9 protein-coding genes and 1 pseudogene are annotated in these 15,293 nt (G+C 71.0%); 4 read left to right on the top strand and 6 right to left on the bottom strand.

The window, feature by feature from the left end; genetic code table 11:
• Positions 1–18 precede the first annotated feature (18 nt).
• Positions 19–681: a DUF6629 family protein gene (locus tag ACZ6MZ_RS11455; protein ID WP_469351260.1), complete on the bottom strand. Its 663-nt coding sequence runs from the start codon at positions 679–681 to the stop codon at positions 19–21.
• A gap of 587 nt (positions 682–1,268) precedes the next feature.
• On the opposite strand from ACZ6MZ_RS11455, the gene ACZ6MZ_RS11450 reads away from it, so the two are divergent.
• From ACZ6MZ_RS11450 to ACZ6MZ_RS11440, 3 genes are all read left to right on the top strand, one after another.
• Positions 1,269–1,619, top strand: a complete 351-nt coding sequence (locus ACZ6MZ_RS11450) for a helix-turn-helix domain-containing protein (protein ID WP_389792759.1) — start codon at positions 1,269–1,271, stop codon at positions 1,617–1,619.
• 303 nt (positions 1,620–1,922) lie between these two features.
• Complete coding sequence (locus tag ACZ6MZ_RS11445) at positions 1,923–2,126, top strand: cold-shock protein (RefSeq protein WP_033176054.1); 204 nt, start codon at positions 1,923–1,925, stop codon at positions 2,124–2,126.
• Between the two features lie 160 nt (positions 2,127–2,286).
• The gene (locus tag ACZ6MZ_RS11440) at positions 2,287–3,879 is read left to right on the top strand and encodes a DEAD/DEAH box helicase (RefSeq protein ID WP_469351259.1); all 1,593 of its coding nucleotides are present in this window, start codon (positions 2,287–2,289) and stop codon (positions 3,877–3,879) included.
• A 79-nt stretch (positions 3,880–3,958) separates the two neighbouring features.
• Here ACZ6MZ_RS11440 and ACZ6MZ_RS11435 read toward each other — a convergent pair whose 3' ends face one another.
• The 5 genes and pseudogenes from ACZ6MZ_RS11435 to ACZ6MZ_RS11415 form a co-directional block, all read right to left on the bottom strand.
• On the bottom strand, positions 3,959–4,336 hold the full coding sequence (locus tag ACZ6MZ_RS11435) for a hypothetical protein (protein ID WP_384193444.1): 378 nt from the start codon (positions 4,334–4,336) through the stop codon (positions 3,959–3,961).
• An 83-nt stretch (positions 4,337–4,419) separates the two neighbouring features.
• On the bottom strand, positions 4,420–4,728 hold the full coding sequence (locus tag ACZ6MZ_RS11430) for an SCO5918 family protein (protein ID WP_389785514.1): 309 nt from the start codon (positions 4,726–4,728) through the stop codon (positions 4,420–4,422).
• 162 nt (positions 4,729–4,890) lie between these two features.
• A complete protein-coding gene (locus ACZ6MZ_RS11425) occupies positions 4,891–6,396 on the bottom strand; it encodes a DUF6056 family protein (RefSeq protein ID WP_469351257.1) in 1,506 nt (501 codons plus the stop codon).
• Positions 6,397–6,512: 116 nt separating this feature from the next.
• Positions 6,513–6,815: pseudogene (locus ACZ6MZ_RS11420) on the bottom strand (GtrA family protein); the annotation flags it as partial.
• A complete protein-coding gene (locus ACZ6MZ_RS11415; protein WP_384193437.1) occupies positions 6,812–7,804 on the bottom strand; it encodes a glycosyltransferase family 2 protein in 993 nt (330 codons plus the stop codon). The pseudogene ACZ6MZ_RS11420 and the gene ACZ6MZ_RS11415, both read right to left, overlap by 4 nt.
• A 590-nt stretch (positions 7,805–8,394) precedes the next feature.
• Between ACZ6MZ_RS11415 and ACZ6MZ_RS11410 the strand changes: the two genes are divergently transcribed.
• A complete protein-coding gene (locus tag ACZ6MZ_RS11410) occupies positions 8,395–15,291 on the top strand; it encodes an SDR family NAD(P)-dependent oxidoreductase (protein WP_469351255.1) in 6,897 nt (2,298 codons plus the stop codon).
• The last annotated feature ends 2 nt before the right edge of the window (positions 15,292–15,293 follow it).

Below are 15,293 nucleotides of genomic sequence, written 5' to 3'. Positions count from 1 at the left end.
CCGAACGAGTGAAGCCCGTCAGCTGTCGGCCGCTCGGGGAGAGGCGCTCCGCGATGCCTGCCGTCGCACCCGGGCGAGCATGAGGACGGAGGCCACCGCGGCGAGGGCGCACCAGGTGGAGACGAACTCCAGCCGCCAGAGCGCCGCGCAGAGTAGGGCTCCGGCCGCGACCACCACGCCCAGCAGCCGTACCAACGGATCGCCCCCGAGGAGCAGCGAGCCGATGGTGGCGAGGAGATAGCCCGCGACGATCAGCGGGACGATCAGCGGGGCGTCCGGCAGATCGAGGGCATAGCCGACGGTGTGGCCGCGGACGTCAGCCGTCACCGTCCCGGTGGCGAGGCAGTACGCGAGGGCCGCGGCGGTGACGAGCCCCGCGACGGCCGGCACCACCAGCCGGCGCCGCGCCCATGGCGGCGCGGCGAGCAGCACACCGAACGGCACCCACACCGCCAGCACGGGCAGGGCGATGACGGCCCAGGCCAGGGTGGCGGGGCCGGTGCCCCCGCCGGAACGCCACACCACGGATTCGACGATCTGGTGAGCTCCGAGGAGCAGCGGCAGCGCGGCGAGCGGCAGATCGTGGGCCTGGCGCCGCCGCACCACGCACGCCACACAGGCCACACCGATCGCGGCGATACCGGCGCCCGCCACGAGATCGGCCGTCGCACTCCAGCACATGACGCCATCCAGAGCACCCGGTAGTCACGAATCGTCGGTCGACGCATGTCACCGTACGGGGCCCGATCTGATTCTGCCGTCCTGACACGGAGAAATCTGTTGCGGCCGCAGTAGACATGCGGCGCTGACGTGGTTAGAGTTTCTCGTGTAGCCAACGAAGTCAGTGATCGCGGCAGAGACGTACCGGCACGAGCGGTGCACGGCACGGCAGTGGAGTTCTGGGGCCATGAGGTGATGGAGGTCCCAGGGCTGATTGCCGGGCCGGACGGCCCCAGGGCCGTCGAGTGGCACCGCGAGAGAAACGCAGGGTACGTACCAGCCGGAACACCCGGAGATCACCAGATCAGAGAGGAGTGGAACACCATCAGGATGGTCCGAGCGGGTTGCAGTCCGCTCGGGTACCGCAGGTCCCGGATTGGCAGGTGGTTTACCGTCACGCATCCGCGATCCCCGCACCTCCCACCCCTCGGGCGGACGTGCGGAAACAGACAGCCGGCGCACAGAGCCGGTAGATGGTGTTGAACCCCTCGGGGCCCTGGTGCCATACGGCACCGGGGCCCCTCGATGCGTCCCAAGAAGAGGTGCAAGTGCCCCCAGATACCCAACCGCGCGCCACCGACCGTTTTGACGATGATGACTATCCCGCCTACACCATGGGCCGGGCCGCGGAGATGATCGGCGCCACGCCCGCCTTCCTCCGGGCCATCGGCGAAGCCCGTCTGATCACCCCGTTGCGCTCCGCCGGCGGCCACCGCCGCTACTCCCGGTACCAGCTGCGCGTCGCCGCCCGGGTCCGCGAACTCGTCGACCAGGGCACCCCGGTCGACGCCGCCTGCCGCATCGTCATCCTCGAAGACCAACTCGAAGAAGCCCTGCGGCTCAACGAGACGCTGCGCGAGGCCCCCGCCGACCCGGGAGGGGCCGGCACCGGTCCGTGACATCCGAGCACCGGAAGTGAATATCTATTGCCGCTGGTGCAGAAATTGACTCCATGCGTGGTGAGAATTTATGGCGTGACAGGCAGAGCGATAACACCTGCCGTGCCCGGCCGCTTGCACCGTGCTACTGTTGATCTCAGTTGCAGTTGTGGTTCCCAAAGACTTCAAGTGCTCTCGTCGGCGTTCCGTGTCGATGAGCGCGCTTTTGTATTTCCGGTGCTTTCTTCCGGACGGGATAATCATGCGGCGATGCGGGGTTCGCACAGTGCGGACCTCCGGGCAATGCCCCGAAGGAGATCAGACATGGCCAGTGGCACCGTTAAGTGGTTCAACGCGGAAAAGGGTTTCGGCTTCATCGAGCAGGACGGTGGCGGCGCTGACGTCTTCGCCCACTACTCGAACATCGCCGCCTCCGGCTTCCGTGAGCTGCAGGAGGGCCAGAAGGTGAACTTCGACGTCACGCAGGGCCAGAAGGGCCCGCAGGCCGAGAACATCGTTCCCGCCTGACGCTGAACCGTACAACGTAGCTGGGGCCCGCTCCTTGGGATGCGGGCCCCAGCTACGTTGCTTTTTGTATGGCGTATTTATTCGGCTCGATCTTGCGATTCTTTGTGCGGTTGTTCCTGCCAGGAATTCTCGATACGTGCCGCATCGAGAAAGGTTCTCAGTGAACCGCACAGCACGCACGAACGACCGTTATTCCCGTACTCGTAGCGGCGGGTCCGCCGGCTCCGGCGGCTACGGGGGCTCCGGTGGCTCCGGCAGGGGTGGCCGCTTCGGTGCCCAGGCCTCGGGCCGCTCGGGTGGACAGGGCCGTTCGGGAGCCCCCGGCCGCTCCGGTGGAAACGGGGGCCGGTCCGGCGGCAACGGCCGTCGCCCCGCGGCGCTCCAGGGAGAGTTCGCTCTTCCGGTCACCATCACTCCGGCTCTGCCCGCCGTCGCGTCTTTCGCCGAACTGGGCCTGCCGCCCGAGCTGCTGAAGATGCTCACCAGCCTCGGTGTGAACGAGCCGTTCCCGATTCAGGCGGCGACGTTGCCGAATTCGCTGGCGGGCCGGGATGTGCTGGGGCGGGGGCGTACGGGGTCGGGTAAGACGCTGGCTTTCGGGCTGGGTCTGCTGGTCCGTACGGCGGGGCAGCGTGCGCAGCCGAGGCAGCCGGTGGCGCTGGTGCTGGTTCCGACGCGGGAGCTGGCCCAGCAGGTCACCGATGCGCTGACGCCGTATGCGCGGTCGCTGAAGTTGCGGCTGGCGACGGTCGTGGGTGGTATGTCGATCGGGCGGCAGGCCAGTGTGCTGCGTGGCGGGGCGGAGATTGTCGTGGCGACGCCGGGGCGGCTGAAGGATCTCATCGAGCGGGGTGACTGCCGGCTGGACCGGGTTGCCATCACGGTGCTGGACGAGGCCGACCAGATGGCCGACATGGGTTTCATGCCGCAGGTCACCGCCCTGCTCGACCAGGTGCGGCCGGAGGGGCAGCGGATGCTGTTCTCGGCCACCCTCGACCGTAACGTCGACCTGTTGGTGCGCCGTTACCTGCACGACCCGGTGGTCCATTCGGTCGATCCGTCCGCGGGTGCCGTGACCACGATGGAGCACCATGTGCTGCATGTGCACGGCGCGGACAAGTACGCGACGACCACGGAGATCGCGGCCCGTGACGGCCGGGTCCTCATGTTCCTGGACACCAAGCACGCCGTCGACCGGCTCACCGAGCACCTGCTGAACAGCGGGGTACGGGCCGCCGCGCTGCACGGTGGCAAGTCCCAGCCCCAGCGCACCCGGACGCTGGCCCAGTTCAAGACGGGTCATGTCACGGTGCTGGTGGCCACCAATGTCGCGGCCCGGGGCATTCACGTCGACAACCTGGACCTCGTCGTCAACGTCGACCCGCCCAGCGACCACAAGGACTACCTGCACCGCGGCGGCCGCACCGCCCGCGCCGGCGAGTCCGGCAGTGTCGTCACGCTGGTCCTGCCCAACCAGCGCCGCGACATGAGCCGCCTGATGGCCGACGCCGGAATCACCCCGCAGACCACCCAGGTCCGCTCCGGCGAGGCCGAACTCAGCCGCATCACCGGCGCCCAGGCCCCCACCGGAGTCCCCGTCACCATCAGCGCACCGGTCACCGAACGCCCCAAGCGCGGCGCTTCCTCGGCCCGTGGCCGCGGGCGGGCCGGCCAGTCCCGCCGGTCCTCCGCCTCGTCCCAGGCGCGTACCGCCGCCGCGCAGCGCCAGTCCCCCCGCAGCAGCGCGGCCTGAGCGAGGAGACGAACGAGCCCCGGTACCAGCTGGTACCGGGGCGGGGCGAGAGGCTCGGAACGGTCGGCTGCGGACGGACTCAGCCGTCGGAGTAGCTGAAGTCTCCTACCGTCCAGGCGCCCACATCCTCGATGGCGATGCGGTACATCCCACCGGTCTCGGGAATGCCGACGCTTCCCTGGAGGATCCTCGCGACATGGAAATGCAGATGGGTGGGCGGCTCACTCCGCTGTCGCACGTGAGGGTCTGAGCCGGCCGACATGAAGATGGCGGAGAACGGTCCGAGACGCTCCGAATCCTCCAGCACCTCGGCGACTCGCTGCCTCCATACGGTCTCCGGCGCCAACCGTCCGGTGATGACGGCACCTTGGACGACCACGGTGAGGGACATCTGATTGCATTGCTCGGACTCCACCGTGGTGGCGATGTCAACAAGCAGATCATCAGGCTTCGACATGGGCGCCGACTCTACTACGCGGGCAGGGCCGTACGTGGTCGTGGGAAGCTCCGCCCTGACGGGGCGACAGTCCCCGGCCCCGGTCAATCGCGTGCGAGAGTCCCGAGGAGCGCTGACGCGGTCTCGAGCGGGCTGAGGGTCGCGGCGGTGGCCGGGACGGGGGCGGCGTGGCAGGTGAAGCCGAGGCGGGTCAGCGCCCTGGTCACCTCACCGGAGGTGAAATCGCGGCGGTCCTGCCGGGTGATCACTTCGCCCACCTGCTTGACGGGGTAGATCCGGCGGCCAATGGCAACGGACTCACCCGTGATGGGTTCGGGCTTGATGCCCTTCATCGACTGCTGCACCTCGCTCTTGACCAGCTCGAAGGGGAAGCGGGCGATGACGCAGCGCATAATGCCTCGGTGGGAAGAAGGGGAAGTCCTGATACCTCAGCATCCCACACGATGCCTCGGTCGGGAAGCCGGGTGTTTCCGCCGGGCGCCCATAAAAGGCCGCGCATAAGCGGTGTCCGGATTGGCGCTGCCGGAAATCAAGGAGCATTTACCGCCCGGCTTTCAGGGAAGCTGCCGCGAGAAGGTGATCTGCTCCAGGTGGTAGTACTTGGCCACGCAGGAGGCCGGCCAGGGCTTGCGTCCGTTGGCGCCGAACGGTTCTCCCATCCCCCTGATCGACAGCGGTGTGTACGGGAGGACCCGCGCGCCGTCCGCCGCCCGCTCACGCAGCCACTGATCCTGGTGATCCCATTTCTGGGCCCGTACGCGCATGTCGTCCCCCAGCTGCCCCAGGGGGGCCACCAGTCCGGCGCACACGATGGCGCACACCGCCGCGCCGGCCGCCGTCGCCACGCCCGTACGCCTCCCGCGCCGTCGCAGCGCACGCCCCAGCAGGGCGCCGGCGCCCATGAGCAGCACGACGTACAGCAGGAGGTAGTCGTTCCAGGTGCGTGTCGCTGTCACCACCCGTGAGCCGAACATGGGGTACGTGATGACCGTGCACAGATAGCCGGCGGCGAGGAAGGTGAGGGCGCCGGCGGCGGCCAGGAAGAGAGGCCGGCACGGGAGCAGAAGCGACGCGCGCGGTGCCCGGCTGCTGGCCAGCAGACCCAGCAGCACCCCTGCCGCCACCGCCCCGGCGTACTGCCAGGTCATGAGGAGGCTCTCCAGGATGTCCGTGAACGCGCGCAGTGATGCCGTCAGTGACTCGGGCGCGAACATCGACGTGGTCTGCGCGCCGTAGCGTTCGCGGCGGTTGCGCGACCCCGGGGAGGTGAGCAGGACAAGCGTCCCGATGCCGACCCCGGCGACACCGGTCAGACACCAGGCACGCGCGAAGCCCCGTACCCGCGGGGTGAAGATTCCGCGGCTGATCAGAAGAACGGCCGAGAGCACCACCAGGGTGACCACCGACGCCTCCTCGGAGAGCGTGCCGATGAAGGCCCCGACGACGAGCGCGGCGGTGAGAGCGGCGATCCGTCCCCCGCGCGACCGCGCCCACAGCAGGGGAATCGCCGCGGCGCAGGCCAGTACGGGCGCCGCGGTGTGCGACACGGAGGAGGCGGGCCAGTAGAAGGTCTTGTACGTGTTGGGGGTCGCGAAGAGGAAGACCGCCGTCATCATGGACGCCACGAGCAGGGGGATCCCGCGCGGCGCCGTCCGGCCGGCCATGCGCAGCAGCCGGACGGTCACGGCCCACAGCAGGCCCAGCATGACCACACCACTGATCACACCGAACCACTGGTGGCCCGCGACCCCGAACTTCGCGTACACCCCGACCAGCAGGCCGTTGCCGAGGCGTCCGTTGTCCGCGTAGTAGAACTTCCCGATCAGCCCCGAGATGCCGGTGTCCCGCACGCTGGGCAGGAAGCACCACTCGTCGGCGCTGGGGCGGACATGACGGCCGAGCCACGAGGCCATGCCGAGAAGCCCGAGCGGCAGGAGCGAGAGGCACACCGGCCAGAACGCCGTCCACGCGCGTACGGATCCCCGGTGGCCGTCCCCGCCCGGCCGGACTCGCTCGCCCGGCTGTCTCGGGATGGTGACGCTCGATGCGCCCGCGGCCATGTGCACCACTGCCTTTCGGTTTGGTTCGAACCGGCCTCGGCGGCCGCGCCGGAGGTGATGGCCCACCGCGCGAGCAGGAACGAGAGCGGTGTGACGAGCACACCGGCGGCGACGGCGGCGACGTTCTCGTCCACGCCCAGCCTGCTGACGGTGATCTGGAGCAGGACCCCGGAGGCCACGAGATTGACCGCGCCCGACAGGGGATACCGGGCGAAGGCACGCCAGGTCGGCCGCGTCCGGCACGTGATGTACGAGTTCAGCAGGAACGATCCCGTAATGCTCACCAGGTATCCCAGTACATGGGCGGCCAGATAAGGGATCCAGACATTTATCGAGGCATAGACCGCGAAGTAGACAGCTGTGTTGGCGACGCCGATCACCGTGAAACCGGCGAACTGGCGCAGTGTGCGGGACCTCATGGCTCCGAACGCGCCTGCGCGACGGTCGTCGATGACGGGCCGCCGGCCGGGAAGGCCGCGCGGGTCTCATTCGTTTCGCGGACCACATAATGAGGGCGCCGTTTCGCCTCGTGATAGATCCGTCCCACGTATTCCCCGATGATGCCGAGCGTGGCGAGCTGAATTCCGCTGAGCGCCACGACGGCGGTCATCAGCGTGGTGTAGCCCGGTGCGTCGACCCCGTTCAGCGCGACGTTCATGATGATCCAGAGGGCGTAGACGAGCGCCGACAGGAAGAGACAGAGGCCGGTGTGGATCGCCAGGCGCAGCGGCCGGCTGTTGAACGAGAGCAGCCCGTCGATTCCGTAGTTGAGGAGGTTTCTGCCGCCCCACTTGGAATGCCCGGCCGCCCGCTGGACATTGCGGTAGGTGAAGCTGGCCGTGTCGAAACCGATCCAGGAGAAGATTCCCTTGGAGAACCTGTTGCTCTCGGGCAGCGACAGCACACTGTTCACCGCGCGGCGCGACAGCAGTCTGAAGTCTCCGGCCCCGTCGACGACATGGACCTCCATGCAGCGGCGGACCAGCCGGTAGTAGGCCAGGCTGAGCGCCGTACGCAGGGCGTTCTCGCCCGCGCGGTCGCGCTGGGCGATCACCTGGTCGTAGCCGTGCCGGTGCAACTCCAGCATGCGGGGGACGAGTTCGGGAGGGTGCTGCAGATCGGCGTCCATGAGGACCACCGCGTCGCCCCGGGACATACGGAGTCCCGCGAGCATCGCGGCTTCCTTGCCGAAATTACGGCTGAAGGAGGTGTAGCGGACTCGCGGATCCATTCTGGCGAGATCGCTCAGATGGCCTCTGGTCCGGTCGTTGCTTCCGTCGTCGACGTAGCAGATCTCAAATGTCTGCCGGGTTGGTTCGAGGGCGGTGATCAAAGCTTTGTGGAAGGTCCTGATCACCTCGCTCTCGTTGAAACACGGTACGACAACCGAAACCTGAAGCATTGTCATCTCACTCCACGCGACCGCGAAATGCCAGGATTCCAAAGGCTATGACCGCCCTCTTCTTCCTTGTTGACATTCGAGTTGACATCCGACGTTGATCGTCTTGTCTCCACCATAGAATTTATCGATCCCCCGTCAAGCGTCGCGGCGGCACGGCGTAAACGCCGTGAGGATGTTTCTTTGGGATGATCTGATTGTCGGTCTGAGATACGTTGTGAGGACTGGCCGGTTTCGCACGATGTGCGAGAGTGTGTCGGTCGGACCGACGTGTCGGCGGACGCTGTGTCACACCGTGTAGGCGCCTCGCGCGGATGGTCGCGCCAAGCCTTGAGTTGTTGTGATGTTGAGCACAGTGGTTATCCCCGGAGCCGGGTCAGCATTTCATGCACATGACAGGTCGATATCGCTTATGTGATCCCGCGATGGAGGTCCTGGGAAGTGCCGGTGCTACGTCCCCATACAGCAAACCTCCCACTACACACCGTGCGAAAAGGTATACGCAAGGTGAGGTGTTGCTCAGTGTGACCGGTTGACCCCGGGGAAGCCGGGCCAGTTAACTACCGGCCGGTACCCCCCACATCGATCCGGGAGACTTCATGCGGATGCCGGACCCCGGCGAGTCCATTGGCTTCTCGCTGACACATTCGGTCATCGCGGTCAACCCCCTGCACCGCCCGTCGCCACGGCTCACCGCCGTCGCCGCCCGCGCGGGAGCCGTCAGTGTGCTGGAGCTGCCCGTCGGCGATCCCAGGGATGTCGCCGACACACTGGACCGCACCTGCCGCTGGTCGCCGCTGCCGTTCGGAGTGCGGATACGGCCCGGTTGCACCGTGACCGCCGCCGACCTGCCCGAGCCCGTGGACACCGTGCTGCTCGCGGACCCCGGGCGGTCGCCCGCGGAGTTCGCCGGCCGCCGTGTGCTGGTGGAAGTGACCGACCGGGCGGGCGCGCGCCGTGCCGCCGGGGCCGGAGCCGCCGGCCTGATCGTCCGCGGCGCCGAGAGCGGGGGCCGGGCCGGCGAACTGAGCACCTTCGTCCTGCTCCAGCAGGTCCTGGCGGACCCGGCCCTCACCCTGCCGGTCTGGGCGTGCGGAGGCATCGGGCCGCACACGGCCGCCGCCGCCGTCGCCGGGGGCGCGGCGGGCGTCGTGCTCGACACCCAGCTCGCGCTGTTCGACGAAGCGGGGCTGCCGACGGACATCACCGGCGCGCTCACCGGGCTCGACGGCTCGGAGACCGTGCTGCACCACGGGACGCGCGTACTGCGCCGCCGTGGCCCCGGCGCCCCCGAACTCCCCGCCGACCCGGACGAGTTCGCGGCCAGGATCGGCAGCGACGATCTCCGGACGCAGTTTCTCCCGGTCGGCCAGGACGCGTTCCTCGCCGCCACCTTCGCCGAGCGCTGGAAGACCGTGGGCGACGCCGTCCGGGGCATCAGGACGGCGATGACCGCCGCGATCGAGGACGACGGGCCCGCCGCGGCGCTGGCCGCCGGATCGCCGGGCGCCAGGGCGCTGGGCACCCGACTGCCGGTCGCCCAGGGGCCGATGACCCGCGTCAGCGACCAGCCCGAGTTCGCCGCCGCCGTCGCGGCCGGGGGCGGGCTGCCGTTCCTCGCGCTGGCGCTCGCCGGCGCCGACCGGACCCGCTCGATGCTGGAGCGCACCCGGGACGCCCTCGGGGACGCCCCGTGGGGCGTCGGTGTGCTCGGCTTCGCCGACGAGGAGATCAGGGCCGCGCAGCTGGAGGTCGTCCAGGAGCTGAAGCCGACGCACGCGATCATCGCGGGCGGCAGGCCGGCCCAGGCCGCCGCGCTGGAGGCGGAGGGGATCACCACCTTCCTGCACGTCCCGTCACCGGGACTGCTGCGGCAGTTCCTCGCCGCCGGCGCGCGCACCTTCATCTTCGAGGGCGCCGAGTGCGGCGGACACGTCGGGCCGCGCAATAGCTTCCCGCTGTGGGAGGCCCAGACGGATGTCCTGCTCGACTTCGTGGCGGAGGCCGGCGACGAGGCGGCCGCCGAGCTGACGGTGCTGTTCGCGGGCGGCATCCACGACGAACGCTCAGCGGCGATGGCCGCCGCGCTCGCCGCCCCGCTGACCCGCGCCGGAGTCGCGTTCGGCGTGCTGATGGGCACCGCGTACCTCTTCACCCAAGAGGCGGTGGCGGCCGGAGCGATCCAGCCGCTCTTCCAGCGGCAGATCGTCGCCGCCGAGCGGACCGACCTGCTGGAGACCGCGCCAGGACACGCCACCCGCTGCGCGCACAGCGCCATCACCCAGGACTTCGCGGGCCTCAAGGACGACCTGCGCGGACAAGGCGTGCCCGACCGGGAGATCTGGGAACAGCTGGAGCGGTTCAACGTCGGCAGGCTGCGGCTGGCCAGCAAGGGCATCGAGCGGGTCGGCGACGAGCTGCGGCCGGTCGACGAGGCCCGCCAGGCCGGCGAAGGCATGTTCATGGCGGGGGAGGTGTGTGTGCTGCGCGACGCCATCACCACCGTCGCCGCGCTCCACATGTCCGTCGCCGACGGGGCCGCCGCATGGCTGCGCACCCGGGCCGCCGCACTGCGCGCCGGACTCGGCCTCGGCGATACGGCCGAGGAGCCGGCGCCCGAGCCGCTGCGCATCGCCGTGGTGGGCATGGCGGGCATGTTCCCCGGCGCCCCGGACGTGGCCGAGTTCTGGGCCAACATCCTCGCCGGCAAGGACTGCGTGACCGAGGTCCCGGCGCACCGCTGGGACGCGGAGCAGTACTACGCGCCGGACGGCGACGGCGAACGCACCCCGTCGCGCTGGGGCGGCTTCCTGCCCGAGATCCCCTTCGACCCGCTGCGCTACGGCATACCGCCGGCCTCACTGGCCAGCATCGAACCGGTGCAGCTGCTCGCGCTGGAGGCCGCACGGCGCGCGCTGGCCGACGCGGGGTACGCCGGTGAGACCGACCACGCCCGTACCTCCGTGGTGTTCGGCGCCGAAGCGGGCAGTGACCTGTCCAACGCGACCACCCTGCGCACGGTGCTGCCCGGGTACGTGGGCACCATCCCGCCCGCCCTCGACGAGCAGCTGCCCCGGCTGACCGAGGACTCCTTCCCCGGCATGCTCGCCAACGTCATCGCCGGCCGGATCGCCAACCGGCTCGACCTCGGCGGCGCCAACTACACCGTCGACGCGGCCTGCGCGTCCTCGCTCACGGCCGTGGACGTCGCCTGCAAGGAACTGGTCACCGGCACCAGCGATCTGGTGCTGTGCGGCGGCGCCGACCTGCACAACGGCATCAACGACTATCTGCTCTTCTCCTCCGTGCACGCCCTGTCCCCGTCGGGCCGCTCGGCCACCTTCGACGGCGCCGCCGACGGCATCGCCCTCGGCGAGGGCGTGGCCTGTGTGGTGCTCAAGCGGCTGGCCGACGCCGAGCGCGACGGCGACCGGATCTACGCCGTGATCGACGGCGTCGGCAGCGCGAGCGACGGCCGCGCCCTGGGCCTGACCGCGCCCCGCCCGGCCGGCCAGCGCGCCGCGCTCACCCGGGCCTACCGCAACGCCGGAGTCTCACCCGCCGACGTCGGTCTGATCGAGGCGCACGGCACCGGCACGGTCGTCGGCGACCGTACCGAACTGGCCACACTCACCGAGGTGTTCGCCGAGGCCGGAGCCCAGCCCGCCAGTTGCGCGGTCGGTTCGGTGAAGTCCCAGATCGGACACACCAAGTGCGCCGCCGGACTGGCCGGGCTGATCAAGACCACGCTGGCGCTGTACCACGGTGTGAAGCCGCCGACCCTGCATGTGCGGCAGCCCAACGCGGCCTGGGACGGCGAGAGCAGCCCGTTCGTCTTCCATACCGCCGCCCGGCCCTGGGCCACCGAACCGGCGGACCGGATCGCCGGGGTGAGCGCCTTCGGCTTCGGCGGTACGAACTTCCATGTCGTCCTGCGCGCGTACGACCAGCCGCCGCCCGCGCACGCGCTGAACGCGTGGCCGGCCGAACTCTTCACCTTCCGCGGCCGGGACGCCGCCGCGGCCCGGCGGGCCGCGCGCGCCCTGCTCGACCTGACGGAACGCGGCGGCCAGTGGCGGCTGCGTGACTACGCCCGTCATATGTCCCGCCGCAGCGACCAGGCGGCCGTCCGCGGTGAGTCCGTACTGATCGCCGTGGTCGCGGACAGCCTCGCCGGGCTGCCCGAGCTGCTGCGCCGCGCCGCCGACGGGGAGCACGCGCCGGAGGCCGGCATCTACGCGGCCGATGCCGTCGCCGAGGGCTCGTCCGAGGAGACCGGGACCGGCGCGCTGGCGTTCCTCTTCCCCGGGCAGGGCAGCCAGCGGCCCGGCATGCTCGCGGAACTGTTCGTCGCCTTCCCCGAGTTGCAGCGCTACCTCCACCTCGGCGCACGCTGGGCGGAGGCGCTCTACCCGCCGGCCGCGTTCGACGAGGAGGGGAAGGCCGGCCAGCTGGCCCGTATCACCGACACGGCCGTCGCCCAGCCCGCACTCGGCGTCGTCGAACTCGCGGCCGCCGAACTGCTCGCCTCGGTGGGCGTACGGCCCGCCATGGCCGCGGGTCACAGCTACGGCGAACTGGTCGCGCTCGGCGTGGCGGGAGCCCTCGCGCCGCAGGACGTGCTCACCGCGAGCGCCGCGCGCGCCGAGGCCATCCTGACCCAGGTCGAGGGGCGCGACGCCGGCACGATGGCCGCCGTCACCGCCACGCCCGAGCAGGTCGAGGAAGTGCTCCGGCTCGCCGGTCTCGACGAGGACGTCGTCGCCGCGAACCGCAACTCGCCCGTGCAGACCGTCATCTCAGGACCCACGGAGCCGGTGGCCGTGGCGGTCTCGCGGCTGCGCGACGCCGGTTACTCGGCCAAGCCGCTCCAGGTGGCCTGCGCCTTCCACAGCCCCCTGCTGGCCGGCGCGGGCGACGCCTTCGCCGACAGCCTGGACGGCATGACGGTGTACGCGCCCGCGTTCGACGTCTGGGCCAACCGCACGGCCGCGTCGTACCCCGCCGAGCCGGCGGCCGTACGGGCCGGGCTCGCCGCACAGATCGGCGCGCCGGTCCGGTTCGCCGAGCAGATCGAAGCCATGTACGCCGCGGGCGCCCGCGTCTTCGCCGAGGTCGGCCCCGGCCGCGTACTGAGCGGGCTGGTCGCCGCCGTGCTCGGTGACCGCCCCCACCGCACCGTCGCGCTGGACGGCGGCCGGGGAGCCGGGCTGACCGGCTTCCTCACCGCCCTGGCCCAGCTCGCCGTCAGCGGCGCCGATGTCCGCACCGGCCGGCTCTTCCAGGGACGGGACGCGGTCGACCCAGAGACCGCGGTCGCCGACCGGCCCGCCGGCTGGACCGTGGACGGCCAGCTCGTCCGCCGCGCCGACGGCACCATCCCGCCCAACGCCCTGCATCCCGCCCGACCCGTTACGGAGCTGATCGTGCCGGAGAACCACGCCCCCCACGGCGCCGCAGTGTCCGGTCCGGACGCCCTTGTCGCCGAGTTCCTGCGCACCAGCCGGGACTTGGTCGCGGCGCAGCGTGACGTCATGCTGCGCTACCTGGGAGGTCCCGAGACCGTCCCCGCCTACCAGGCCCCTGCCTACCAGGGCGTCGCTTACCAGGCCGTCGGCTACCCGGCGGGGCAGCCCGCGGCCGTCCCCGCCGCGCTGCCCGCGCCCGTCCCGCAGCATGTGCCCGTCGCCCCGGCGCCCTCGCCCGTGACGGAGCCGGTCGCCGCCGTCATGGACCTGGACACGGTGCTCGCGTCGGTGCTGGCGGTGGTGGCCGAACGCACCGGCTACCCGGTGGACATGATCGAGCCCGAACTCGATCTGGAAGCCGATCTGAGTGTGGACTCGATCAAGCGCACGGAGATCGCGGGCGAGCTCGCCGTCCGGCTCGGCCTGCCGATGGACGCTGGCGCGGATCTCGAAGGGCTGAGCGCCGCGCGCACCGCGGCCGGCATCGCCGAGCTGCTCGTCACCCGGCTCGCCGGCCCGGGCGGAGCGGACGACGGCCCCGCCGGGGCCCCGGCGGCCGAGCAGCCCGCGCCCGCCGGCGCCGAGGCCGAGATCGTGCCCCCGCAGCGGCTGGAGTTCACCGAGGCCCCTCTGCCCGAGGTGACCGGCGCGATCGAGAGCGGCAGTACGGTACTGCTGCTGGGCGGCGGCGAACTGGCCCCGGTGCTCGCCGAGCGGCTGCGCGCGGCCGGCGCGCTGCCCCAGCTCGTGCCCGCCGGAGAACTGCCGCAGGCCACCGCGGACGCCGTGCTCTACCTGGACACCCTCGACGCGGCGGACGCGCCCCTGCCCGAGGCGTTCCCGCTGTTCCAGACCGTGCTGGCCGGCGCGCCGCGCAAGCTGATCGCCGTCGAGCGCAGGACGGAAGGCGCTGCCAGCGGGCTGCGCGGCTTCTTCCGCAGCGTCGACCGCGAGTACCCGGACCTCTCCGCGACCCTGGTCGAGGTGGCGCCGGGCGCCGGACCGGAGGCGGTGGCCGAGGCGCTCGTCACCGAACTCGCCGCCACCGACCGGGAACCGGTCGTGCTGACCGACGGGGGCAGCAGGCGCGCTCTGCGGCTGACCCTCACCGACCTGGGCACGCTGGGCTCCACCGGCGCGGGCCCGGCCGGCGACGGCGTCGCCGAGGCCGAGGCGGCCGGGCTCGACCGGGAGTCGGTCGTCCTGCTCGTCGGCGGCGCCCGCGGGATCACCGCGCGGTTCGCCCGTACGATCGCCGCCGCGAGCCGGTGCCGCATCGAACTCATGGGCCGTACACCGGTGCCCGCGGGCACGGAGGACCCGGCGACCGCCGGCGCCGCGGACCGCGACGCGCTGCGGGCCGTCTTCCTCGGCTCCGGCATGACCTCGCCCGCCGACGTCGAGCGCCGGGTGTCCGCCGTACTGGCCGAGCGCGAGGTGCGCGCCACGCTCGCCGGGCTGCGGGCGCTCGGCAGCGAGGTGCGCTACCACTGCGTCGACGTGCTCGACACGGAGCTGGTGGGGGCCGCGGTGAAGGACATCCACGCCGAGCACGGCAGGCTCGACGGCGTGGTCTACGCGGCCGGCGTCATCGAGGACAAGCTGATCGCGGAGAAGCCTGTCGAGTCGTTCCGCCGGGTGTTCACCACCAAGGTGGGCGGCGCGCGGGCGGTGCTCGACGCGGTCGACGCCCTGCCCACCGGGCCGCGCTTCGCGGTGCTGTTCGGCAGCATCGCGGCGGCGCTGGGCAACCGCGGCCAGTGCGACTACGCGGCGGCCAATGACGCGCTGGAGGAGCTGGGGCGCCGCTGGTCCACCGAGGACCGCCGCGGTCTGACCGTCCACTGGGGGCCGTGGGCGGCCTCGGAGACGAACAGCGGCATGGTCACCCCGGAGCTGATGCGCTCGTACGCGGCCCGTGGCATCAAGCTGATCGACCCCGAGGAGGGGCCGCTGAGCCTGCTGCGTGAACTCGCCTGGGGCGCCCCCCAGGTGCACGCGGCGGTCTACACCGCGTCGGGCTGGTGACC

Source organism: Streptomyces sp. NPDC042201, from assembly GCF_055582185.1.
Note: the sequence above shows the minus strand (reverse complement) of the source record. Positions and strands in the feature narration are given on the sequence as shown.

Coding starts and splice junctions, on each gene's coding strand:
- ACZ6MZ_RS11435 (WP_384193444.1), bottom strand. CDS start 4,336: ATGTCGAAGCCTGATGATCTGCTTGTTGACATCGCCACCACGGTGGAG.
- ACZ6MZ_RS11415 (WP_384193437.1), bottom strand. CDS start 7,804: ATGACAATGCTTCAGGTTTCGGTTGTCGTACCGTGTTTCAACGAGAGC.
- ACZ6MZ_RS11410 (WP_469351255.1), top strand. CDS start 8,395: ATGCGGATGCCGGACCCCGGCGAGTCCATTGGCTTCTCGCTGACACAT.
- ACZ6MZ_RS11430 (WP_389785514.1), bottom strand. CDS start 4,728: ATGCGCTGCGTCATCGCCCGCTTCCCCTTCGAGCTGGTCAAGAGCGAG.
- ACZ6MZ_RS11455 (WP_469351260.1), bottom strand. CDS start 681: ATGTGCTGGAGTGCGACGGCCGATCTCGTGGCGGGCGCCGGTATCGCC.
- ACZ6MZ_RS11425 (WP_469351257.1), bottom strand. CDS start 6,396: ATGGCCGCGGGCGCATCGAGCGTCACCATCCCGAGACAGCCGGGCGAG.
- ACZ6MZ_RS11445 (WP_033176054.1), top strand. CDS start 1,923: ATGGCCAGTGGCACCGTTAAGTGGTTCAACGCGGAAAAGGGTTTCGGC.